A 21631-nucleotide genomic window follows, 5' to 3' on the forward strand; every position below is an offset into this window, starting at 1 on the left:
CAAGGGAGATTTGCCAATGCAGATAAGTTCAGATGTGCATAACTACATGGAAACACTTGTTGGACAAGTGCTCAGTTTGCCTCAGTTTGTAGAGCAGTATGACAACGAGCAGCTCGCAGATATCGCGTGCCTTGCACTTATTCAGCTCAAACCCGTCTATATTCGTCATGATATTGATTTTTTATCTTCGCTTCCGGAACAAAAGCTCACCCAATTTAAGCAAAGTGCGGATATCGCGGTGAAAAACGCGGCAGAAATGGTGAAAGAAGACCGGCGTAAAAACCGAGATCATGATGTACCTGTAATTTTTACTCATACCAGTTATGATGAAGACAAAGAATTGGACTGGTATGAAAAACCAATCCTCAATGTCAATATTAAGTGATACAAGCTTAATCTATCGATGAGCTTACCCTAGGAGGAACCGTGGGATTTTTTTCGCGTTTGTTTGGTGGTAGTGAAAAGACTGCTGAAGTAAAAACTGTGGAACCAGTTGAGTACAAAGGTTTCCTTATTTACCAAGAGAGCCTTTCAGAGGGTGGGCAATACCGCATTGCTGGTCGAATAGAAAAGCAATACGACGATGAGGTAAAAACACATCGATTTATTCGTTCAGATTTACTCGGCTCGGAACAAGATGCCAATGAACTTATGTTGAAGAAATCTCAGATGTTTATCGATCAAATGGGCGATAAAATCTTCGACTAACAATTCACCGCAACTTGATTCCAATCATCTTAAAAAGAGCCATTAGTATATATGCTGATGGCTCTTTCTTTTTTTAGAGCTTAAATGTTTGTTAAGTCAGCATTTAATTATGATCTGGTTAGACCTCAGTCTAGTAAGGCATGGCGTTGTTATTTTTCGTGCTCAGAGCGACAATCATTCATTACTTAGCGTTATATGTAATGAAATTTAGTATTTAAATTACAAAACACTTGAAGTAATGAGACGCGTTCGATACAAACAGAATAATAACAGGGCTGTTAGTCAAGGTGTTATTGTGCAAATGGGTGGCCCCAAACACCATCTTTCGTTTGCAATTGTCTTGCGTGGTAAACAGATAGAAATAAAAAAGAGTTAGAGTAGAGCGACGCTCTGTTTTGGGACTAATTTATTGATATGTATACAAGGAGTATGCGTTTTGCAAATCGGTGTACCTAAAGAGATACTTGCGGGTGAATCGCGAGTAGCTGCATCGCCGAAGTCGGTTGAGCAGTTAATAAAGTTGGGATTCGATATCGCGATTGAATCCCAAGCGGGGGTGCTTGCGAGTTTCGATGATGCTGCTTATGAAGCTGCTGGTGCGAAAATCGTTTCTAGTGAAGAAGTTTGGGCATCTGGTCTTATTCTAAAAGTTAATGCGCCAATCGTAGATGAAGAACAAGGCATTGACGAAATCGCACTACTACAAGATGGTGCAACACTTGTTAGCTTTATTTGGCCTGCTCAAAACGCAGAGTTGATGGAACAACTTTCAAGTAAGAACATTAACGTTCTTGCCATGGATTCCGTTCCTCGTATCTCTCGTGCACAAGCCTTAGACGCGCTCTCTTCGATGGCTAACATCGCTGGGTATCGTGCGGTTGTTGAAGCAGCTCATGAGTTTGGTCGTTTCTTTACAGGTCAAATCACGGCTGCCGGTAAAGTACCACCAGCGAAAGTATTGGTCGCGGGTGCGGGTGTGGCTGGTTTGGCTGCAATCGGTGCTGCGGGTAGCCTAGGGGCTATTGTTCGTGCATTTGACGTTCGCCCAGAAGTAAAAGAACAAGTTGAGTCCATGGGAGCAGAGTTCCTGACCGTGGATTTCCAAGAAGACTCTGGTTCTGGTGACGGCTACGCAAAAGAAATGTCCGATGACTTCAACAAAAAAGCGGCAGAGTTATACGCAGAGCAAGCTAAAGATGTTGATATCATCATTACAACGGCACTAATCCCTGGCAAACCTGCTCCGAAGCTGATCACCAAGGAAATGGTCGACAGTATGAAAGCGGGCAGTGTTATTGTTGACTTGGCAGCTGCTAATGGCGGTAACTGTGAATACACAGTGAAAGACCAAGTTATCATGACAGATAATGGCGTAAAAATTGTTGGTTACACTGACATGGTCGGCCGTTTGCCAACGCAATCTTCTCAACTTTACGCGACAAACCTTGTTAACCTTCTAAAACTGCTGTGTAAAGAAAAAGACGGTAACATCAATATTGATTTCGAAGATGTTGTTATCCGTGGTGTCACCGTGGTTAAAGAAGGTGAAATTACATGGCCTGCACCACCAATTCAGGTTTCCGCTCAGCCGCAAGTGAAACAAGAGCAACCTGCGAAACCAGAGCCTAAAGTAGAAGAACCTACCTCTCCAACTAAGAAAATTATTGGTGTAGCCGCGGCAGTAGGTGCTTTTGCTTGGATTGCATCGGTTGCACCGGCAGCGTTCCTTTCTCACTTTACTGTATTTGTTTTAGCTTGTGTTGTCGGCTACTACGTGGTTTGGAATGTTACCCATGCACTTCATACTCCGCTTATGTCGGTAACGAATGCTATCTCCGGCATTATTGTGGTTGGTGCATTACTGCAAATTGGGCAAGGTAATGGGGTCGTTTCATTCCTATCCTTTATTGCTGTATTGATCGCCAGCATCAATATCTTCGGTGGTTTCACCGTCACCAAGCGTATGCTTGAAATGTTCCGCAAAGATAAATAGGAGTTACAATGTCTGCAGGATTAGTACAAGCAGCTTACATTGTTGCTGCATTATTTTTCATCATGAGTTTGGCGGGGCTTTCAAAGCAAGAGTCCGCTCGTAATGGTAACTACTATGGTATCGCAGGTATGACGATCGCGCTGATCGCGACGATCTTCAGCCCTGATGCTCAAGGCTTTGGGTGGATCATTATTGCGATGGCGATAGGTGGGGCGATCGGTATTTTCTATGCGAAGAAAGTAGAAATGACCGAGATGCCAGAACTGGTTGCGATACTGCACAGCTTTGTAGGTTTAGCTGCGGTTTTAGTTGGCTACAACAGTTACCTTGATGCGCCAGAAGCAGCAACTCATGCTGAACATGTTATCCACCTTGTAGAAGTATTCTTGGGTGTTTTCATTGGTGCCGTAACCTTCACGGGCTCAATTGTTGCATTTGGTAAGTTACGTGGTGTGATTTCTTCTTCGCCGCTTAACCTTCCTCACAAGCACAAAATGAACCTTGCAGCGGTTGTGATTTCTACGCTTCTTATGATCTACTTCGTAAAAGCAGATGGCAGCATGTTCGCTCTGATTGTGATGACACTGATTGCGTTCGCGTTCGGTTACCACTTAGTTGCTTCAATTGGTGGTGCTGATATGCCAGTTGTCGTTTCAATGCTGAACTCATATTCAGGTTGGGCAGCAGCAGCAGCAGGTTTCATGCTCGCAAATGATCTATTAATCGTAACAGGTGCGTTGGTTGGTTCTTCAGGTGCGATTCTTTCTTACATCATGTGTAAAGCCATGAACCGTTCGTTTATCAGTGTTATTGCTGGTGGCTTTGGTCAAGAGATTGTAATTTCAGGTGACGAAGAGCAGGGCGAACACCGCGAAACAACGGCAGAAGAAGTCGCTGAAATGCTGAAGAACTCAAAATCAGTAATCATCACTCCAGGATATGGTATGGCTGTAGCGCAAGCGCAGTATCCAGTGCATGAAATTACTGACGTACTTCGTTCAAAAGGTATTGAGGTTCGCTTTGGTATTCACCCAGTAGCAGGTCGTCTTCCGGGACATATGAACGTGTTACTTGCTGAAGCGAAAGTACCGTATGATATCGTTCTTGAAATGGATGAAATCAATGATGACTTCGTTGAAACAGATACCGTACTGGTTATCGGCGCTAACGATACGGTAAACCCAGCAGCTCTGGAAGATCCGAACAGCCCGATTGCTGGTATGCCTGTACTGGAGGTTTGGAACGCGAAAAATGTAGTGGTATTCAAGCGTTCAATGAATACTGGTTACGCAGGTGTACAGAACCCACTGTTCTTCAAAGAAAATACATCAATGCTATTTGGTGATGCGAAGGAAAGTGTTGAGTCTATTTTTAAAGCACTCTAACCATTCTTGATTTAAAACTATACAGGGTCAGCAATCGCTGGCCCTTTTTTGTTCCGTTTCAATGTTATAGTAATGCAAATCCTTCTGTTAGCAGATGTCAATTGCTTGTAGATTGATGTATAGTTTTGGCTAATGTAACAAGTGACGGTAACAGTTTGATTAAAAAGTTTTTGCTCGGTTTTGCAACTGTATTGCCGCTTTTTTCGGCACCTGCATTTTCCGATTCACTACCAGAAAGAATAGATACGTTTACAGAGCTATTTAATTATGAAGTAGCTCTTAAATCGTATGATATTCGTATTCTGCAATCAAATTATCCTACCAAGTTACTTGCGCCAGATTCGCTTCTGCCGCAAACGTCTGACTATCCGTTAAAAGATATACAGCAGCTTTACAGCTTAGCGAATACTTGTCGTGGTAAATTGCCACTGAGTCCTTTAATTACTGAGCCGTTAGTATTTACAAGAGCTATCTGTAAAGGGACGCAACTGACACCACGTTGGTTCTCGCGTAGTGGCCTCATTCACCCAGGTGGTGGGACTTATGCTGCACGCTATGTGGATAAGTATCCAGAACTCAAACCAAAGCTTGCTCAATACATGCATATTAAAGAGCGTGACAATGAGGAAGGGGATGAGTTGTTAGAAAGCTTGAAAAACATGGACGACGACGCCATTAATGCTTTGATTGCAGGCGCGAGCATGTTTATCGAAGGTAACGAACTTTGGTTACGACGTGGTGACCGTTACTTTGTTTTCGAGAAAGATATCTGGGAAGAAAACGTCGCTAATGCGGGTCTGTCGTACGCTTTAGCGTCTCAAAGCAAAAGTTGCTTTGTTAAACGAGGCAATATTTGTTGGGATGTAGAAGATCACTCACAAGTTTTGCGGATCAGTATGATCATACTGGTGATCGCAAATATTCTTCTAGTGATTGGTTGGGCTGTATACCGCTGGAATAGTAAGCGAGAAGAGCTCCGTAGTAGAATGCTTGTGTTGCAAATTTTAACGCATGAGCTCAGAACACCGATTGCATCTCTATCACTGACGGTTGAGGGCTTTCGCCGAGAGTTCGAGCATCTACCTGAAAGTGTATATGACGAGTTTCGCAGATTGTGTGAAGATACACGTCGTTTGCGTCAATTGGCAGAAGCGAGTAAAGATTATTTGCAATCCGATAACCAAATGCTTGCAACAGATTGGGTTCCGTCTGTCGCAGACTGGTTAGAATTTAAGATCGAAGAAGAATTTGATAGTGCCGTGCTTTTCAACATCAATGAAGATGTGGCTGCTAAAGTTAATGTGTACTGGTTAGGAACTTGTATCGATAACTTGCTTCGTAATGCGCTTAAGTACGGTATTGCACCAGTTGAATTGGATGTTTCAACTAGTGAAGAAAAAATAGTATTCCAAGTCCGAGATGCTGGTGGCCTAACGGCTAAAGATTGGGCAAATTTGAAGAAACCGTTCGTCAGTAAGAGCGGGTTAGGACTTGGGTTAACAATCGTTGAATCTATGGTAGGCCGCATGGGCGGAAAAATGTCCCTGATGGGACCACCTACAACCTTTATATTGGAGATACCTTGTGAAACAGACACTGCTTCTCGTTGAGGACGATAAAAACTTGGCTGATGGCCTGTTAGTAAGCCTGGAACAAGCAGGATATGAGTGTTTACATGTGGAACGTATTGCAGACGTAGAACCACAATGGAAAAAAGCTGACTTGGTTATTCTCGATCGCCAACTCCCAGATGGTGACTCTGTACAATGTCTCCCAGAATGGAAACAGATTAAAGACGTACCAGTTATCTTGCTAACGGCACTTGTTACCGTAAAAGATAAAGTTGCAGGCCTTGATTCCGGCGCGAACGACTACTTAACGAAGCCTTTTGCTGAAGCGGAACTCTTTGCGAGAATCCGTGCACAGCTACGAGCACCGGATTCAGCAGAGCAAAGCAGCGCTGATAAAGTGATCACAAAAGACTTAGAAATTGATCGTTCAACTCGTGAAGTTACCTATAAAGATGAGCTAATTACGTTAACTCGTACAGAGTTTGATCTACTGCTATTTTTAGCGTCGAACTTAGGTCGCGTGTTTACTCGTGATGAGCTACTTGACCATGTTTGGGGTTATAATCACTTCCCAACAACACGTACTGTGGATACGCACGTATTGCAGCTTCGTCAAAAACTGCCCGGACTGGAAATTGAAACACTTCGCGGTGTTGGCTACAAGATGAAAGCATAAGTCATAATGAAAACACTACTCCCCGTAGTTCTCTCATTAGCGTTAGTGAAACCAGTCCATGCAATGGACTGGTTTCAAACCAACACGCCTTTAACGCAGGCACATCAACACTTACTTGAAGATGATCTTGCCGGTATGTTCAACTCTCTTGTTGAACTGTGGCAAACGGAACCAAGCAAAGATTTGACTCCTCATCTCAATGATCTTCTTGGTCAGTCACTATCTAAAAACTGTGGCAAGTCTCTCACTGGTGTAACGCTGCCTGAATGGATAAGTGGCGTGAACGTTATTCGTCAGACCATCCAAAGCCCTGGGCGAGATACATTTAGGTTAGTGATCAAGCTAAGAGCTACAACTGACATCGAAAATATTTCATTTAATAGATGGGTGGATGATTCTATATCCGCAGACAGTTCATTCAGTTATGAAGAACAGCCGAGCGGTACGGAATTAGCCAATGAGCGTAGTTATTCGAAACGCTATAACCTCACGGGTAAGCTTGAAGCAGGCTTGTATCACTTAACTATTGTTTCTAAAGATAAACAAGAGTATCGAACTTGGGTAATATTAGGAGATTCCAATTCTTCGCAATATGTTCGTTGGACATCTAAAGAGAATTGGAAAGTAGAAAAGAGCGCACTTCGTAATCCCCATTGTCCATTACCGCAACTTGAGGTTGGTTTATATGACTACATTGATGGTCAATACGAGCAAATGTGGAAAAAGACGTACGAGTCTAACTATCCCAATTCACTAGAGCTTGCGGGCGTCCCAAATGATAGATACGTGCTAGCAGTGAGTATCAACAGTCGTCGTTGGCAGGGCGATATAATTGTTGAGCAAGCTCAAACTATTAGCCGAACCTATGATCTTTCCCAAGAAGAATAGTTAAAGAAATACCATTTGTGCCGATAAAGGTTCAGGAAGAACCAAAATCACAAGTGTAGTATGAAAACCAAATATAAAATTCTAGCCACCTCTGTTGCCACCACACTTTTCGCAAACGTTGCTTCGGCTGCCACTTATGCGATAGAAGCTCGTAGCGATGCGATGGGTGGCGTTGGTACGGTATCAGCAACTTATCTGACTGCTCCTTTTTTCAACCCCGCACTTACTGCAATTTATCGCCGAAACGATGATGCAGGAATGATCGTGCCAAGTTTTGGTGGTAACTACGATGATCAATATGATCTTGTCGATGAAATCGAACGCATCAGCAAATTGACCGATGTCGATGAAATCAAAAAATCGATGAATGCCATAGATGGAAAAAAAACTGACTTTGATCTTGGTGGCGTTGTCGCTATAGGTATTCCTAATAAATTTTTATCTGCAACTGCATACGGTAAGTTATACACTGAATCATTCGTACAACCAAAAGTAGATACGTCAGGTACTAATCCGTTAGACGATAGCTACGTACAAGGTGTTTCTATTGGTGTTGCTGAAGCAGGTGTATCACTTGCTAAATACACCAACTTTATGAATCAACACCTTTCATTTGGTGTTACGCCTAAACTTCAGCGTATTTATACGTACTCTTACGCCACGAGTTTTCAGAATTTCGATACCAAAGACTTACGTGAACATGAGACAGCGGAAACGATGTTTAACTTGGATGCGGGCGCGCTTTGGTTCTTTGGCCCATATCGTCTCGGTATTTCAGCAAAAAACTTGATCGGAAGAGACGTTAAAACAAAATCGTTCATGTATGGCAGTGATACGATAAAATCATACGAGTACAGCATGCGTCCCGTATATACGGTCGGGGCAGGGGTTGTTGCCGATTACTTTACTATGAGTGTCGACTACGATCTTAATGAAGAAAAACGTTTTTCATCCTTCGATGATAATACACAAATGATTCGAGCTGGTATTGAATTTGATATCTTGCGTCAAATGGCATTGCGAGCGGGTTATATGAAAAACTTAGCTCGAACTAGCGACGAAGGTACCATTACTGCAGGTATTGGACTGTCTCCACTTAAGTTGATCGAATTAGATATTGCTGCTCAGTACACGAACGAGAACGCAATGGGGGCATCCATTAATTTCCTTGCGACCTATTAATTGAATCGTTATAGTCTGCTCCTCAAAATGAGGAGCTTTTTTATGTTTGACGATTTACCCCCTCTATCTCACCAAGAGCAACAACAAGCTGTAGAGAAAATTCAAGAATTGATGTCGAAGGGCACAAGTACAGCAGAAGCCATCAAAATTGTTGCCGAACAGATTCGATCTGAGTACGCGGAAAAACAACAGCAACAAAACTAATTAATTCATATCAGGGCTTTGGCCCTGTTTTTTTTGGTCCTCATATTTATCCTCAAATATTTTCATACCTTAACGTAGTTACGTCGTAACGTTATTTCTATACCTTTCAATTTATTCAACTTCCTCTATTCTGTACTAAGTAATTGGTAAAATTTTACTTGTTTAAGTTAACCTTGATGCGTTCTGGCTTGAACGAATATGGGGTGAAATGCTATTTTTTAAATTAAAATTAATAAAGTCAGTAACTTGCGTTGGTTTTTTGTCTTGTGGTTATGTTTCGATCATCTTTTTGTGTAATTAAATTACAAGATGATGATTGGGTATGTTTTCAGGTAGAGGATTATGCTGTGAAGATAAAAAAGACACGTTGTAACAGAAAAATAAAATCTGAATATAGTTATATAGTTGACGTTATATAGACAGTAAGTGCTCGCAGACGTATGTCGGTTTTAGGTTGAACATAGGAGTGTTGGACTCTGTTTTAACTCTAAATCTTGTCTTTAATTCAGTGTTGTCTATGAAATAACTCTTAATCTTGATCGATGGATTACACGAAAAAATTACTTATTGCCAAGTGGTTTTACTAAACTAGGCGACGTTGTAATTAGGAATATAAAACAAGCTGCAATAGAAATTGACAGGATTTAGAAACGTAGTGACAGTGTAACGTGGGTTTGTTTGCGTTAGTTACATAGCTATGTACATCTTAAGGAGGGAGGACAAAATGGGCCACATATCAATAACCGATTCCTAAGTCACTAGTTGACTTCACGAGCCTTCAATGGCTATTAGATAGCTGATCGCTCGGCTGTTTCCACATTCTTATATCAAACTCCAATATTTTCATGAAATATGAGTTTAGACATTGCATTCGCTCTTAGTGAACTAGACTTACTATAAGCACATGAAAACTAACTAGGAGAGAAAGAATGAGTTACAAGCACGTTTTAGTCGCTGTTGATTTATCTCAATCTAGCCAAGTCGTTATCGAAAAAGCAATAACTCAAGCAAAGAACTCGAACGCCAAACTTTCATTCGTTTATGTGGATGTTGATCGTGTGATCATGGAGCCGAAAGAAGAACAAAAGTTGCAAAAGGAGCTACAAGAACTCGCTGATAAATGCCTATATCCAGTACACGAGACGATGGCAGTTATCGGTGACCTTCATATCAAATTGTCGGGAATCGTAAAAAAAGAGGGAATAGACCTAGTTGTCTGCGGTCATCATCATAATTTATTGAGCCGTTTCTTTTCATCGGTACCAAGGGTAGCGAATGAGGTTGAAGCGGATTTATTGATTGTTTACTTGGATGAGTGACAGTAACGCAGGTTTGTGCCGCATCTTTTGTAATCGCGTTTTTCGCATATTAAAAAGCCGAACGTTTGCGTTCGGCTTTGCGTATGATTGATAACAAAATAATTAACCAGGAATGGCAGATGCCTCTTGGGATAAAACAGATGCAGACTCTGCGTTTGACTGCAAATCAAAATGTACGTTAACTTGCACACCTTCTCGCTCAAAAGTGACATCATCAAAATCGGTCATAGCGATTTTGAATCCATTTCTAGCAAAAAAGCCAGTCACCATAGTTCGCTGCTTAATTTCTAGTGCAGACGCGAGTAGCTTATCCATGGCATTCTCCTTGGTTATTGTGGGGATATGGGTAGAAGATACACGCAGAACGGTATGAAATCAATTTAATATAAAGCTGCTTTCGATTAAATTTTTAATGTAAGTCAATCTATTGTTTAACCCACGTGATTTATTCCACGCAAAGCCTTGATAATGAAACGGTATAGCATCTCATGTTGTGATAACAAGCATAAAGATGAGGATTTTCATAAATGCCTAACGAGGCTCTTTGAAACAATACGTTACAAAGCTTCTCGCTAGGCCTCATGAGTTATCAAAGGAAAATTATTAGCCTGAAAAGCCATCCTAAAGTGATTCATTTTTCAATATTTTTGATAACTCAGACCTAATAAAAGTAGATATTTCAGCTAGCTTTCTTGGTAAAGGGTTTTGATAAGGGTAGGCGATATACATGGAGCGTTCATACAAAATTCGAAAAGATCTGTTTATCAGAAAGGTACATTGTATAGAATAATAAATGATATTAGTGCTTTGTATACAAATTCATTAGTAAAATTATTTGGTGAAGAGTTGAGAGTCCATCATTGCAAACATAAAATTAATGTAAGAACCACTAGCGAGTTGAGTGAACATATGAAGAAAGATCTAGGTATAGATTGAAAAGTAGAGAGTTTACATCTAATGGATGCCTTGTTCCTATAAAGCTAATGTAATAATTACACTTTTTGGGATGAACAATACGTGCCCATAAGTGAGAACATTGATTTTTCTCATCCTTTCGATAACTTAAAACATAAGTTATCGAAAGGATATAATGTGAGCAGTAAATTTGAAGACAAAGACTTTAAGCAATCGTTAGGTTGCTTATCTGATATAACTTAAACACTAGCTCATGACCAGCAGAGTTAGTATCAGAACTTCAAGAACGCCAGCAAAAGATCTTGTTAACTCAGAAAGTTGCAGAGAAATAATGGAATATCCAATCCAACTGTTCGTCTACTTGAATGAGCAAGATACAGAACAAACGCGTATAGTGTCGAACGTAACCCAAGATACAGTGCAGGAACTTAATCTGCTAAACGGTTTTAAAGTTGATGACTGGTTCTTATCAAGTGGCCGCTGCGGTGAAATCGAAGTTCATGGCCTATACAAGACAGCCGATGAAGCCTGAAAGGCCGCAACAGCCAAATACGGTGTAACCAAGCTGACATCGCCACTGCTAATCTCCTAACTCTAAAGTGCGCATTATGGGCGCTTATGTTGAATGCGATTGCATATGCGTATCCTATAAAATGTCTCTCTTTTGAGGGACAATTCAATGAAGTATCACGAAATGACTAAAAACTATATTTTTCGTGAATTTGAATGTGGTTTAACCGTCGAAGAAGCTGCTAAACTTTGTTTAAAAACTGTGAGAACGGTCAAAGAATGGGATAAGGGAAAATCGATTCCGCCAGAGTGTAAACGCTTGATGAGGATGAATAAGGGTAGGGAATTGAGCTCTTGTGAAGATTGGGAAAACTTCGTAATGCGGCATGATCGCTTAGAGCTTCCAACTGGTCAGTTGGTTACTGCGCAGCAAGTTTTGGTTGGAGTCGCCTTATTAGAGTTAGGTGCATCAAATGATATTGCTATTGCACACCAAATTTTGAAATATGCGCGGGTACTGAAGAGAATAGTTTAATAAAAAGGCTCCGAGAGGAGCCTTCATAACTTCAACAGTTATATAGCACGGCCTGATAACTGATTGGCTATGTGAACCGCATGATTATCGGTCATTCCTGACACCATATCCATAACGCGCATATAACACTCGTATTCGGTCATTTCAGACGTAATTTTGTTGGCTCCCATTAAGTCGATAACACGTTTAGATTTGAAATGTATAGGGGATTCCGAATGCAACTCTTTAATCGCAATGACAAATGATTCTAGAATCGTTTCCATAATACTGTAGGCACCTAGCTCCAATTCTATTTTTCTGCGGCTCAAGAAGATGTTGTTTGTTGTTATATCTTTCGCATCATCTAGACCTATTTTTTCGTTGCCTGTTAATCTTGCGATTAGGTCACCTTGAAAGTTGCCATTCATTATATCATCGTAGTTCTCTTCGAAAGCTTCAACAGCTTGTTCAATTAAGTTTTCGATTGCTTTGGCTCTTAGAGGTACGATTCTTTTTCTTAGCGTATGTTGTGAAGGAACGGGGCTTGATATAACTTCGGATGCCCCTGCTAAGTGTGAAAATATCTTTTCAACACGCTTAAAATCAAGCATCCCTAATTCTAATGCATCTTCTATATCTAGTATCTTGTAACAGATATCGTCAGCAGCTTCCATTAAATAAGAGAGTGGATGCCTCATTATACTTGTGCCATGCCAAAGCCCAAGCTCATCTGCCAATTTATGAACAAGCTCTTTTTCTGACTGGAAGAAATTAAATTTTCCTTTAGAAGAAGCTAGCGCATTGTCTGAGAACCAGGGGTACTTTATCAAACATGCTAGTGTTGTATATGTTAAGCGTAGTCCACCTTCATTTAAATTATCTTCAACTCTGGATACAACCCTTAAACCTTGAGCGTTGCCCTCGAATATTGTGAGATCTGAACGTTCGCCAGCTGTTGTTAGTAGTAGAAGATCTGTATTTTCTTTAAACCAGTGTCTAATGGCAAACTCACCGGCATGACCAAAAGGTGGGTTACCTATATCGTGAGCTAAGCAAGCGGCCTGAACAATAGTACCAATATCGTCAGGCGAGTACTCGCTAGGTAACTCACCTCTAGAATGTAGGAATGCTCCTATTTTGTTACCTAAGCTTCTTCCTACACTGCCGACTTCAATCGAGTGCGTAAGCCGAGTATGTATATGATCGTGATTCGACAGAGGGTGTACTTGTGTTTTCCTACCTAAACGGCGAAAAGCAGATGAAAATACAATGCGGTCATAATCTTTGTGGAACTCAGAACGCGAGGTATCATCGTTATGGCTTGCCTCTGCTGAGTGCTCTCTTTTTGTTGAAAGTAATTGATTCCAGTCCATTATTTAGCCCAAATGTTAATAAGCCCCTAGATTTGTGTTAGAACTAGGCGCATTTGATGAAATTTAGTGTTTAGTAATTTCTTTAGGTGTAACTGCTTCAAGAAGTAATTCAGCACTAGATACAGATATAGCTTTCTTTTTAATTTGTCCGCTTATATATGTTTTGAACTTCTCTTGTAAGTAAACTGCCTCAAACCAACTTCGGAACTCACCAAGAGAAGCAAGAGGATAGATAAAGACAGAGACTGGTCCATTTTTTGACTGTGGAAAATAATCAGGGTAGTGATGAGGATGCTTGGTTCTTTGCCCATATAAATCATCAAAACCGGAGGTTTCCCAATGCTTACTCCAAGCTTGACCAACGCTAATATCTGGTACTACATGTTCATCAACAACAAGACCTTGTCGGATAGAAGAGACCATTAGGTCTGCAATTTCCTTGAAAACACTGAAATAACCTCTAGGCACTTCATTCAATAACATCCGATCATGAAAATGTTTCCATTCAACTGGAACAACATTAGCAGGGTCATAGCCTAAGCTTGTGTATACAAACTCACGAATAGAGCGTCTAGCCAATAGTCGATAATTTGTCTGTGCAACTTCTTGATTTTTCGAGGTTGAATCAAACGCATAGTATTCTAGTATTGCTAAACATGCCGCATCGTCTATAGCATAGTTTTTAACACCATTCAGCGTTACTTCGACATGAATTTTATTATCATCTATCCCTTGCTCTCTTAGAATCTGAGAGATCTTTGCGCCTCTAGGTTTTAAGCGCTCTTCATCCCAATTGGAAACTAATGTTATAATGCTACTCGGTGCCTGACCGACTAATCTCGAAACTCCACGCGCGGAAAGAAACGGAGTTCCATCAGATAATACCCCCATATTGATTCCATCGACTTCCCCAATTTTGACGGGAACATTTGGCAAATCCATCTGCGAATTTGAAGTTAACTCTTGACTCATATTTTCACCATTCATTGAACTTATTATTAATAGATAGACTACATATAACACATGACTCACTACCATGTGATGCATATTGGTGTTCTTGTGATTTTTAATATGAAGATTTTGATAAAGGTTAGGTTTATCGTGGAATTTACCCCCGTAATACAGATTCGGGGGTTTGCTCCGCTTTTAGGTCCCTCCCGCAAAGCGGGCCCCTCCCAAAATGCTCGCAATACCGCGCACGTAATAAAAAAGGGCTCGTATAGAGCCCCATGATTAAGTTCGGTGTGGAAGTGCCAAGGTTTGGTGTCCTACATGTTCCGCTTCCTCGGTCTACGCAGACTGCGCTAGCTTCGACGCTGTGGCGAGCGGTCTAGATATGGACAGGCATGTTTTGCTGCAATATGTCTGATGGCTTTTCTCTTTGGCCGCACGTGAAGATCCTTTCTGTTTCTTCCCAAGTCACTCGATATACGCAGTCGCTCAACACTTCGAACTGATACCCAATCTTTACCAAGTCCAGATGATCGAAACTGAATAGCTTGTCGCGGCCATCGTACACATCGATGTATATCTTGTAGAACGTCAGGTCACGGTCGAGTTCGGCAGCATACTTCAGCCGTTTGGCGTAGGCGATTTGCTTTGCGTATCCGGTGATATAGAAGTCGTAGTCTTCCAAAGGCCCGAATCCTGAAGCTTTCTTTTTCTTCTTCGTTTTGGTTTCTGCCGTATCTACCGTTGGCGTTCCGTCAGGCAGCTGCGCTTGTGCTGGTTGTGGTGGTTTAACGGGGTCGGGCGGTTGCTCTGGCTCCGGCCACCAAGCCCAGAGATTGAAAACTAACCCAAGCGATAACAGCACCACCGTTCCGACGACAGGCCAACGCTTCCAGAACGGGCGAATGTCTTTTGCTTCGGCTTCCTGCACTTGCTTGTTGGATTGCGAATGACTCTTATAGAACGGGAAGTACTCTGACTTATAAAACCGGGTAGAGGTGTTCACCACTTCACCGGCACAACCATCTTGCACTTTCTTGGTGTAAGAGCTGGTTGAGCCCATGGCCGTGTTCTTTGTGCATCGGTAAGTCACTTCAATCATGTCCTTAATGTCTCGATGCACTTTGCGGATGTTCTGCGTGAGCAAGATGATATCGACACCGTAGTGACGGTGTATTGAGTACCATTCTAGAATGGGCGCGGCCAAGCCTCGACTTGGCAAGCTCATGTGCGCCTCATCGACCACATAAAGTGGCCCTTGTCCTTTTTCATTACGCCATTCGTCGGAGTAGTCTTCAATCTGGCTGAACGGGCGCGAGGTTGAACCAAAATCCGTTAAACGGCCATCCACGATTTTGATGAGTTCTCGAACGTCTTCACCAAATACCTTAACGAACCAATCTATGTTTAAGGTGATATTGGTAATGACTTTGCGGCCATCCTTAATGGCCGGAATAATGTGGTAGGCAACCGCCTCATAGGTTTTACCGCCTCCTGGTCTTCCTGCTATGGCGTATATCATGAACCTAACCTCGTAAACGGAATCAATTGCAGCATCAAACGCACCGTAATAGCGGCCAGAATGATGGACAGACATTGGGGCACGCCGACCGCCGCCATGACCCAAGCCACGGTAGGCGGAATACTGGTCATGTACTGGCTCATATCGACCGGAGCGAATAGGGAGAACACACCAGAGAGCAACAGATTCACCATTGCCATGATTTGCTCAACCGCCCAAAAGAACAGGTCTTTGAGCATGTTGACCAGCGAGATTAAGATCTGATAGAGGAACACCAACAGCTTGTTAAATAAATCGACTAACCAATCCATATTAACCTCCAAAAATAATACGACGCGCCGCAAACACTGACGTCATGATGAGCACCGCACGAATAAAACCGAACACCCAATCAAAGCTGATTTGCTCCTCAAAGCTGAAGTCACCGAAGAACGGCACAGGGAGCACGAAAGAAGGGCGCTTGGCACTGGATAAGTCGAGGTCACCAAACGAGTTTACAAAGTTGTCGATGGTGTTGTGTTTAAGATCATCTAACTGACCGGACACCAAACCACCTAAGCCATCGGGATAGCCCGACTCATAAAAGCCAGTACAACTTTGAGACTCGATACACGTACCACCCGTACCTGCACCAGACGTATCTGTATTCGCGATACCGTCTAAGGTGTCAGAAATACCGGAAACTTCATCCGCGATACCATCCATTGCCCCTGCAATTTTCTCTACATCGTCACCCACACCATTAATGGCATTGGTGTTCTTGTTCATGGCCGTGGTGATGTCAGCATTCGCTTGTTGGATAAGGGCCTTAGTGTTTTCGTAAATCTTGTTGTCGTTGATTTGCTGCTTTTGAATGGCTTGCGTGTTGGTGACCATCGACGCGTTCAGCGCAATGATTTGGTTTTGAACGTCAGCACTGGCTTGATTGATGTCGATGTTCATGTCATTCAACGCTTTGTTGACGTCCTTATTCATCCCTGTAATGGCTTTAAGAACTGCCGTGTCTGTCGATTCATCAGTGTCAGGCTCTTCCACGTCTGGCTCACTGTCGGTATCCGGTGGATTCACCGTATTGGTTGAGCCATCAGGTAATACGCTAGGGTCTTCGATGTCGCCTGTTGGGTCGTCAGGGTCATGAATGGGGTCATCAGGAATAATAGGGGTGTCAGGGCCATCTTTACCCCAGAAGAGTGTACCGCCTTCACATTGATTTCCTTTGAACTGGAATGTTCCATGACAGATTGTGTTTTGTGTCCATTCGCCAGAATCAACGTCCGTACACAGCGTAGTATCACTAGGAATGCGTTCTAGTTCGCAACGGGTTGCGCCAAAATCGCCATAGCATGCCCCAGTAACTTGTTCACCGTAGACGTACGCCACCCATTGAAGCAGCTTGGTTTCATCAATGAATTTTTTAAACTGGCAAGCGTCCATACAGGTGCCGTCAGGGTTTTCACCATACTCACACGCAGGAACGATAGGCTCACAGGTGTAACCGTCACCATCTTCTATTCTTTCATGGTCTGCTGGACACTTAGCGGTACGATGAAGAAACGTTGCAGCGTGATATCTCGGGTAACTGGGACTGGTTGTGTTACAAATAATCATTAAAGAGAATTTACTACTCTCTATAGAGCATGACTTCGTATAGAAGTCTTTGTAGTTAACAAACTTATTTTCATAACAAGAGACATACGAGTAAGGGTTAACCCTCTTACCCAAGGACAAGTTACAGTTAGGATAAGCGGCAACATCGCTAGCGCTGTAAGTTGGTTGAACTGCGCTTGCATTAAGTGATAAGAACAAGCACGAAAACAGAAGTAAAAAGAGTGATTTATTCACGTTTTCACCATTAAAAAAGGGGACCGAAGCCCCCTTATCCTCTAAAGTTTTGGCTGGCCACGTATCCGGCAATGCCACCCAAAAGCACAAAGACGATGAGTTGGACATCGTGGAGAACGGCCAACATAAACTTAAGCCTTGTTCACAGCACGCTTAGCAAGAGTGATGGATTTGTAAGCCATAGTAATGCCGACAATCACCAGACCTGCCGCGCCGATTTTGGTTGCCACACCAGATAAGTCGATAGCGGAGAACGGGTCAGCTGCACCACCTTCCGCCGCCATAGCAGGGACAGAAAGCACCGCAACAGTGACGGTTGCCGCCGCTTGTTTACCGAACTTTTTAAGCGCGTTTAGACGTTTCATAACAGATTCCTCAAAGTAGTTTTATTAAACGTATTGCCATCTTGATGGCGTAAGTTGAGAGATATCCGCCAACGAACACCAAGGTGAAACCCAAGCCGAACGCTTGAGATATCTCTCCTGGAGTCAGCTGTGTGTAGCTCATTAACGTGTCATATTCTTGAGCCGTGACCATGACATAACCACGGCATGAAGCCGCTTCAATGTCAGGAACGACAGCGAGAAAACCGTCCGCGTTAGGTAAAGCACACACAGGCATAACGAAATTCCTTATTTAGCCTTTAACGAGGCTTCAAAATGTTTCTTGATGTCGTCATCCACAGGGATGAGTTCTGTCACAATGGCACCTGCCAATGGATCGTCTGGGTTAATCTCCAAACGCAATTGGTATTCACGGCGAGGAACGAGGGCGCCCGTACGTTCAAGTAATAGGGCGTATTGATGATCAATCATCAACGGTTGATCCCACTGTGGGTTCACATCACCGGATTCCCCGATAGTGCGGCGTTTGAATTTCTCTGAGTTGATTTCACGTAGAGGTCGTGACACGTTCAGTTGAGCACTGTCACCACGTGCTGAGTTCCAAGTGATATCCATGCCAAGTACAAAAACGGATTTAGCCATTTGTTAAGTCTCCAATATGTGAGTCACCAACTTGCCGTAGGTATCGGGGAAGGTGAATTTCGTTCCATCACGGACAAGGGAACCGACGACGGTTTCAATGTCGCCCTCATGGAACTCGATAAGTGAATTAAGGATTTTCCCGTACTGGCGGCGCATCCAGTGCGCAGAGGCCAACAGGTCTAACGCCGCGCGTTTAGTCGGGACGGGTTTGGTATTGAATTTCTTAGCGGTAGAAATTGATGCAGCAAAATCATTGAGCGCGGCATACGCGCCAGCTGGATTCAGCAACACATCAACATTCCATTTTTTCAGCTCGACTTCAGAGCGGTACCAGACAAGACCCGTGTTCGCGAGTTTCTGCTCAAGAGCCTTGTTGTAGATACGCCAGTAAATGCGCGAGGTACGCGAACCAATCGAGTATTGCTCTTTGGTGTAAATCGGTTTGCCATCTTTGCCGATACTGGCAATGGTCATATCTTCATGAAGCACAGGGCCACGACCACGTTCAGCGGTGCGGAAACAGTCGTCACGCCACGCCTTGTAAGCGTATTCGCAATCAAAAATCCCGTCGTAATCGTCATAGGCCAAGTCAACACGCGCCAAAGTTTGCACACCAAGCACATTGGTCAGCCAGTCATGTAGCGACCACGTAGGACGACGGGCAAATACATGCTTGCATCCCGTTCCGTTGATTTGGAAATGCACCGTGTCATTGTTACCGCCGATACCAACGAAGCCGCAGAAGTCCTCACCATCTGGCGAAGTCAGTTTCATGGATTCGGTGTAGAACTGGAAACCCAAACCACGAGGTGCAGACAGCGACAAACCAAGCACTTGATTGGTGAAGATACGCAAGCAATCTTCCAAGTAATTGCGATAGCAGATATCAAACGCTTTGTTGTACGCATCAATCTCATCGGAAGTCTGAGCGACCGTCGGATTAAACACAGGTGGAGCAGGGAACTTAGGTGCACGGAAGTGACGCTGTAACAGTCCAGATTTGGCAAAGCCTTTGTATTCCTCATGCTTGTGCAATCGACGAACCGCATCATGACAATGACGTAAGTCTTTCACGGCAAACGTAAAACACAGGTAATCAATATGAACGCTTTGCTCATCGAAACTTTTAAGGATGTTAGTTGCAGTAGTCATCGAACACCCCCATATTGATACGTTGTTCAACGGTCGTGTTGGTGATGGACACCAACTCATAAGAAGCGAACTGAGACGAAGCCCAAGACTCAAGATGAGACATGGATTTAAGCAAATCCCATTCGTCGCAACCTTTGACCAACACAGAAACCGTGTAGTCAGGCAGCAAGTCGTAATAGATGATTTGAGCTTCGTTCATGATTATTGAGCCTCAGCGATTTTTGAAAGAAGAGCGCGCTTTGGTGCGTTTTTGATGTAAACGCGAAGATCATCAAATTCGTTTTGTGTCAGCTTGCCGTCGCTCATGAACTCGTTAAGCATTGAAGTAGCGGATGGATTTTCTTCAATCCAACGCTGAGCTTGAGCATAAGAGCTCGCAGGAACGTCAAAATTCGCGCGTCCATAGAAGACAAACGCAATAGCTAGGAGCCCAGCTAACATACATAAAAGCTCAAGTGGTTTATTGCGTTCCATTTAGGCGACTCCAGTACGAAATATTTCGTATAGTTAATACGAGATTTTTCATAGTGTAAATACGATAAATTCCGTACATATAAGCTAGAATCAAGAAAAGAAATTGAAAGGCAGGATTGGAAAATGTACACAAACAAGCTCATTGACGCTTATAAAGAGCAGATGAACTACGTGCAATACAAACAAATCGCGCCAGACTTAGGCATAAGTCCTCAAATGCTTACTGATGTGCGTAAAGGAAGAACGTATTTAAAAGAAAATCAGATACTTATGCTTGCCGAAGCTATCGGTGAAGACAAAGAAAAGGCTCTGATTGGCTTAGCGATGGATAAAGCAAAAACGCACGAAGCGCAGACACTATGGCAGAACATAGGAAAAAAGTTTAACGGACTTGGATTATCAAGCATTTCAATGGCTTGTGCTGGATTAGCCTTAGTGATTGCAAGTCCTAAAGAATCACTATTACAGTGCGCATTATGTATATTATGTTAAATTGAACGTGCTCGTACGCCAAATGTAGCCAATGAGCGCTCCTATTCCCCTGTGAATTTGTGAGTATTAAACATAATAGCTATTTACCATAAAATAGCTAATATCGATCTATCAATCTGCGATTGCTTGTTCTTCAATTAGCGTATTACTTACCAAAATAAAAAATGGCGTCTATTTTTAGACGCCATTCTGAGTTTTCCTTAATGTAAATTAGCCACCGGCTAATTTGACTGTCATGCCTTTCTTTTCAAGATGCGCTTTGATCTTGTCTCTAGCATCACCTTGAATTTCGATATTGCCATCTTTTACCGAGCCACCACAGCCGCAGACTTTTTTGAGCTCTGCAGCTAATAATTTTAAAGGTGCATCATCCAAGTCTAAACCTGTCACGATGCATACACCTTTACCCTTACGGCCTTTCGTTTGGCGCTGAATTCGTACAATACCGTCGCCTTTAGGGCGAGATGTTTTTTCTTCTTCCGGCTTAATTCGACCGGTTTCTGTTGAATATACCAGAGTCATTCTATTGTTTCTTTTGTTGTTGTGCTTGCATCGCTTTTTGCTTTGCAACTAAATAAGCTTCGATATGACGTTGAATAGCAGTTTTACTACCCTTAATCAGTTTACCATTAAACATACAGTACCAAGAGTTGGGCTGACCTGTATCATTTTGAATCGTATAACCGTTAAAGACTTCTGATTTTGCACCACCAACTTGCTGCGCTCTTTGTCCAAGGGCGGCAAACTCTTTGGGATCAATAATTGATGCGGTATCGCACCACCAATCAATGCTTTTCTTTACCGCCGTCAAACTACCTTGTAAGACGTGGTTCTTGATTTTAACCTTCCAAATACTGCCATCTGGTCCGCCTGACTGCAGGTTAAAACCTCTATAGTTTGAAATCGCCATACCACTGAGTCATCTGTTTAATGCGTTGATATAATCATAATTGCTACTGAGCAATATTCAAATA

General features: G+C 42.7%; 27 protein-coding genes and 1 pseudogene. 13 read left to right on the forward strand and 15 right to left on the reverse strand.

Annotation, left to right across the window (positions count from 1 at the left end):
• The first annotated feature begins 16 nt into the window (after positions 1 to 16).
• The 10 genes from ACHFJ9_RS00965 to ACHFJ9_RS01010 all read left to right on the forward strand — a co-directional run bounded on the left by ACHFJ9_RS00965 (position 17) and on the right by ACHFJ9_RS01010 (position 9926).
• On the forward strand, positions 17 to 385 hold the full coding sequence (locus ACHFJ9_RS00965; protein WP_005394489.1) for a late competence development ComFB family protein: 369 nt from the start codon (positions 17 to 19) through the stop codon (positions 383 to 385).
• 41 nt (positions 386 to 426) lie between these two features.
• Positions 427 to 708, forward strand: a complete 282-nt coding sequence (locus ACHFJ9_RS00970; RefSeq protein ID WP_005394488.1) for an HlyU family transcriptional regulator — start codon at positions 427 to 429, stop codon at positions 706 to 708.
• Positions 709 to 1144: 436 nt separating this feature from the next.
• On the forward strand, positions 1145 to 2701 hold the full coding sequence (locus ACHFJ9_RS00975; protein ID WP_005394487.1) for a Re/Si-specific NAD(P)(+) transhydrogenase subunit alpha: 1557 nt from the start codon (positions 1145 to 1147) through the stop codon (positions 2699 to 2701).
• Between the two features lie 8 nt (positions 2702 to 2709).
• The gene (gene pntB, locus ACHFJ9_RS00980; RefSeq protein ID WP_124007934.1) at positions 2710 to 4086 is read left to right on the forward strand and encodes a Re/Si-specific NAD(P)(+) transhydrogenase subunit beta; all 1377 of its coding nucleotides are present in this window, start codon (positions 2710 to 2712) and stop codon (positions 4084 to 4086) included.
• 155 nt (positions 4087 to 4241) lie between these two features.
• A complete protein-coding gene (vxrA, locus tag ACHFJ9_RS00985; protein ID WP_005394482.1) occupies positions 4242 to 5696 on the forward strand; it encodes a sensor histidine kinase VxrA in 1455 nt (484 codons plus the stop codon).
• On the forward strand, positions 5671 to 6333 hold the full coding sequence (vxrB, locus tag ACHFJ9_RS00990; protein WP_005394480.1) for a response regulator transcription factor VxrB: 663 nt from the start codon (positions 5671 to 5673) through the stop codon (positions 6331 to 6333). Before vxrA ends, vxrB begins: the two co-directional genes overlap by 26 nt.
• A gap of 6 nt (positions 6334 to 6339) precedes the next feature.
• Positions 6340 to 7221: a DUF2861 family protein gene (locus ACHFJ9_RS00995; RefSeq protein ID WP_005394478.1), complete on the forward strand. Its 882-nt coding sequence runs from the start codon at positions 6340 to 6342 to the stop codon at positions 7219 to 7221.
• Between the two features lie 60 nt (positions 7222 to 7281).
• On the forward strand, positions 7282 to 8403 hold the full coding sequence (locus tag ACHFJ9_RS01000) for a conjugal transfer protein TraF (protein ID WP_395354812.1): 1122 nt from the start codon (positions 7282 to 7284) through the stop codon (positions 8401 to 8403).
• A gap of 42 nt (positions 8404 to 8445) precedes the next feature.
• Positions 8446 to 8607 carry a YoaH family protein gene (locus tag ACHFJ9_RS01005; RefSeq protein WP_104970713.1) on the forward strand — a complete coding sequence of 54 codons (162 nt, stop codon included), beginning with the start codon at positions 8446 to 8448 and terminating at the stop codon, positions 8605 to 8607.
• Between the two features lie 929 nt (positions 8608 to 9536).
• Positions 9537 to 9926, forward strand: a complete 390-nt coding sequence (locus ACHFJ9_RS01010; protein ID WP_012842271.1) for a universal stress protein — start codon at positions 9537 to 9539, stop codon at positions 9924 to 9926.
• Between the two features lie 102 nt (positions 9927 to 10028).
• Here ACHFJ9_RS01010 and ACHFJ9_RS01015 read toward each other — a convergent pair whose 3' ends face one another.
• Positions 10029 to 10241 (reverse strand): hypothetical protein, encoded by a 213-nt coding sequence (locus tag ACHFJ9_RS01015; RefSeq protein WP_152814274.1) that lies wholly within the window; start codon positions 10239 to 10241, stop codon positions 10029 to 10031.
• A 306-nt stretch (positions 10242 to 10547) separates the two neighbouring features.
• Positions 10548 to 10664: pseudogene (locus ACHFJ9_RS01020) on the reverse strand (LysR family transcriptional regulator); the annotation flags it as partial.
• Between the two features lie 508 nt (positions 10665 to 11172).
• On the opposite strand from ACHFJ9_RS01020, the gene ACHFJ9_RS01025 reads away from it, so the two are divergent.
• Complete coding sequence (locus ACHFJ9_RS01025; protein ID WP_395354814.1) at positions 11173 to 11373, forward strand: hypothetical protein; 201 nt, start codon at positions 11173 to 11175, stop codon at positions 11371 to 11373.
• A 147-nt stretch (positions 11374 to 11520) separates the two neighbouring features.
• Positions 11521 to 11886, forward strand: a complete 366-nt coding sequence (locus ACHFJ9_RS01030; protein WP_069501737.1) for a phage protein — start codon at positions 11521 to 11523, stop codon at positions 11884 to 11886.
• 38 nt (positions 11887 to 11924) lie between these two features.
• On the opposite strand, the gene ACHFJ9_RS01035 is transcribed toward ACHFJ9_RS01030, so the two are convergent.
• The 11 genes from ACHFJ9_RS01035 to ACHFJ9_RS01085 form a co-directional block, all read right to left on the reverse strand.
• Complete coding sequence (locus tag ACHFJ9_RS01035) at positions 11925 to 13238, reverse strand: deoxyguanosinetriphosphate triphosphohydrolase (protein WP_395354816.1); 1314 nt, start codon at positions 13236 to 13238, stop codon at positions 11925 to 11927.
• 63 nt (positions 13239 to 13301) lie between these two features.
• Positions 13302 to 14210 carry a hypothetical protein gene (locus ACHFJ9_RS01040; RefSeq protein ID WP_069501733.1) on the reverse strand — a complete coding sequence of 303 codons (909 nt, stop codon included), beginning with the start codon at positions 14208 to 14210 and terminating at the stop codon, positions 13302 to 13304.
• A gap of 358 nt (positions 14211 to 14568) precedes the next feature.
• Positions 14569 to 15711 carry a zonular occludens toxin domain-containing protein gene (locus ACHFJ9_RS01045; RefSeq protein WP_395354818.1) on the reverse strand — a complete coding sequence of 381 codons (1143 nt, stop codon included), beginning with the start codon at positions 15709 to 15711 and terminating at the stop codon, positions 14569 to 14571.
• A complete protein-coding gene (locus ACHFJ9_RS01050) occupies positions 15708 to 16022 on the reverse strand; it encodes a DUF2523 family protein (RefSeq protein ID WP_274024933.1) in 315 nt (104 codons plus the stop codon). The genes ACHFJ9_RS01045 and ACHFJ9_RS01050 overlap by 4 nt, the downstream gene beginning before the upstream one ends.
• 1 nt (position 16023) lies before the next feature.
• Positions 16024 to 17553 carry a methyl-accepting chemotaxis protein gene (locus tag ACHFJ9_RS01055; RefSeq protein WP_395354820.1) on the reverse strand — a complete coding sequence of 510 codons (1530 nt, stop codon included), beginning with the start codon at positions 17551 to 17553 and terminating at the stop codon, positions 16024 to 16026.
• A 131-nt stretch (positions 17554 to 17684) separates the two neighbouring features.
• Positions 17685 to 17918 carry a major coat protein gene (locus ACHFJ9_RS01060; protein ID WP_015975175.1) on the reverse strand — a complete coding sequence of 78 codons (234 nt, stop codon included), beginning with the start codon at positions 17916 to 17918 and terminating at the stop codon, positions 17685 to 17687.
• 10 nt (positions 17919 to 17928) lie between these two features.
• Complete coding sequence (locus tag ACHFJ9_RS01065; RefSeq protein ID WP_017822034.1) at positions 17929 to 18174, reverse strand: hypothetical protein; 246 nt, start codon at positions 18172 to 18174, stop codon at positions 17929 to 17931.
• An 11-nt stretch (positions 18175 to 18185) separates the two neighbouring features.
• Positions 18186 to 18539 carry a DUF1293 family protein gene (locus tag ACHFJ9_RS01070; protein ID WP_017822035.1) on the reverse strand — a complete coding sequence of 118 codons (354 nt, stop codon included), beginning with the start codon at positions 18537 to 18539 and terminating at the stop codon, positions 18186 to 18188.
• A 3-nt stretch (positions 18540 to 18542) separates the two neighbouring features.
• Positions 18543 to 19691 carry a replication initiation factor domain-containing protein gene (locus tag ACHFJ9_RS01075; RefSeq protein ID WP_273992008.1) on the reverse strand — a complete coding sequence of 383 codons (1149 nt, stop codon included), beginning with the start codon at positions 19689 to 19691 and terminating at the stop codon, positions 18543 to 18545.
• The gene (locus tag ACHFJ9_RS01080) at positions 19675 to 19890 is read right to left on the reverse strand and encodes a hypothetical protein (RefSeq protein ID WP_005488200.1); all 216 of its coding nucleotides are present in this window, start codon (positions 19888 to 19890) and stop codon (positions 19675 to 19677) included. The genes ACHFJ9_RS01075 and ACHFJ9_RS01080 overlap by 17 nt, the downstream gene beginning before the upstream one ends.
• Before the next feature lie 2 nt (positions 19891 to 19892).
• Complete coding sequence (locus tag ACHFJ9_RS01085) at positions 19893 to 20165, reverse strand: hypothetical protein (RefSeq protein WP_080540067.1); 273 nt, start codon at positions 20163 to 20165, stop codon at positions 19893 to 19895.
• A 123-nt stretch (positions 20166 to 20288) separates the two neighbouring features.
• Here ACHFJ9_RS01085 and ACHFJ9_RS01090 point away from each other — a divergent pair, with 123 nt between their 5' ends.
• On the forward strand, positions 20289 to 20657 hold the full coding sequence (locus ACHFJ9_RS01090) for a DUF3693 domain-containing protein (RefSeq protein WP_395354825.1): 369 nt from the start codon (positions 20289 to 20291) through the stop codon (positions 20655 to 20657).
• A 210-nt stretch (positions 20658 to 20867) separates the two neighbouring features.
• Here the strand turns inward: ACHFJ9_RS01090 and yciH are convergent, their stop codons facing one another.
• Positions 20868 to 21179: a stress response translation initiation inhibitor YciH gene (yciH, locus tag ACHFJ9_RS01095; protein ID WP_012842285.1), complete on the reverse strand. Its 312-nt coding sequence runs from the start codon at positions 21177 to 21179 to the stop codon at positions 20868 to 20870.
• A gap of 1 nt (position 21180) precedes the next feature.
• Entirely contained in the window at positions 21181 to 21567 is a 387-nt protein-coding gene (locus tag ACHFJ9_RS01100; RefSeq protein WP_005395460.1) for a DUF3319 domain-containing protein, read from the reverse strand.
• Positions 21568 to 21631: the final 64 nt, after the last annotated feature.

The organism is Vibrio sp. D3, from assembly GCF_043995865.1.
In the GTDB taxonomy this organism is placed as follows: domain Bacteria; phylum Pseudomonadota; class Gammaproteobacteria; order Enterobacterales; family Vibrionaceae; genus Vibrio; species Vibrio diabolicus.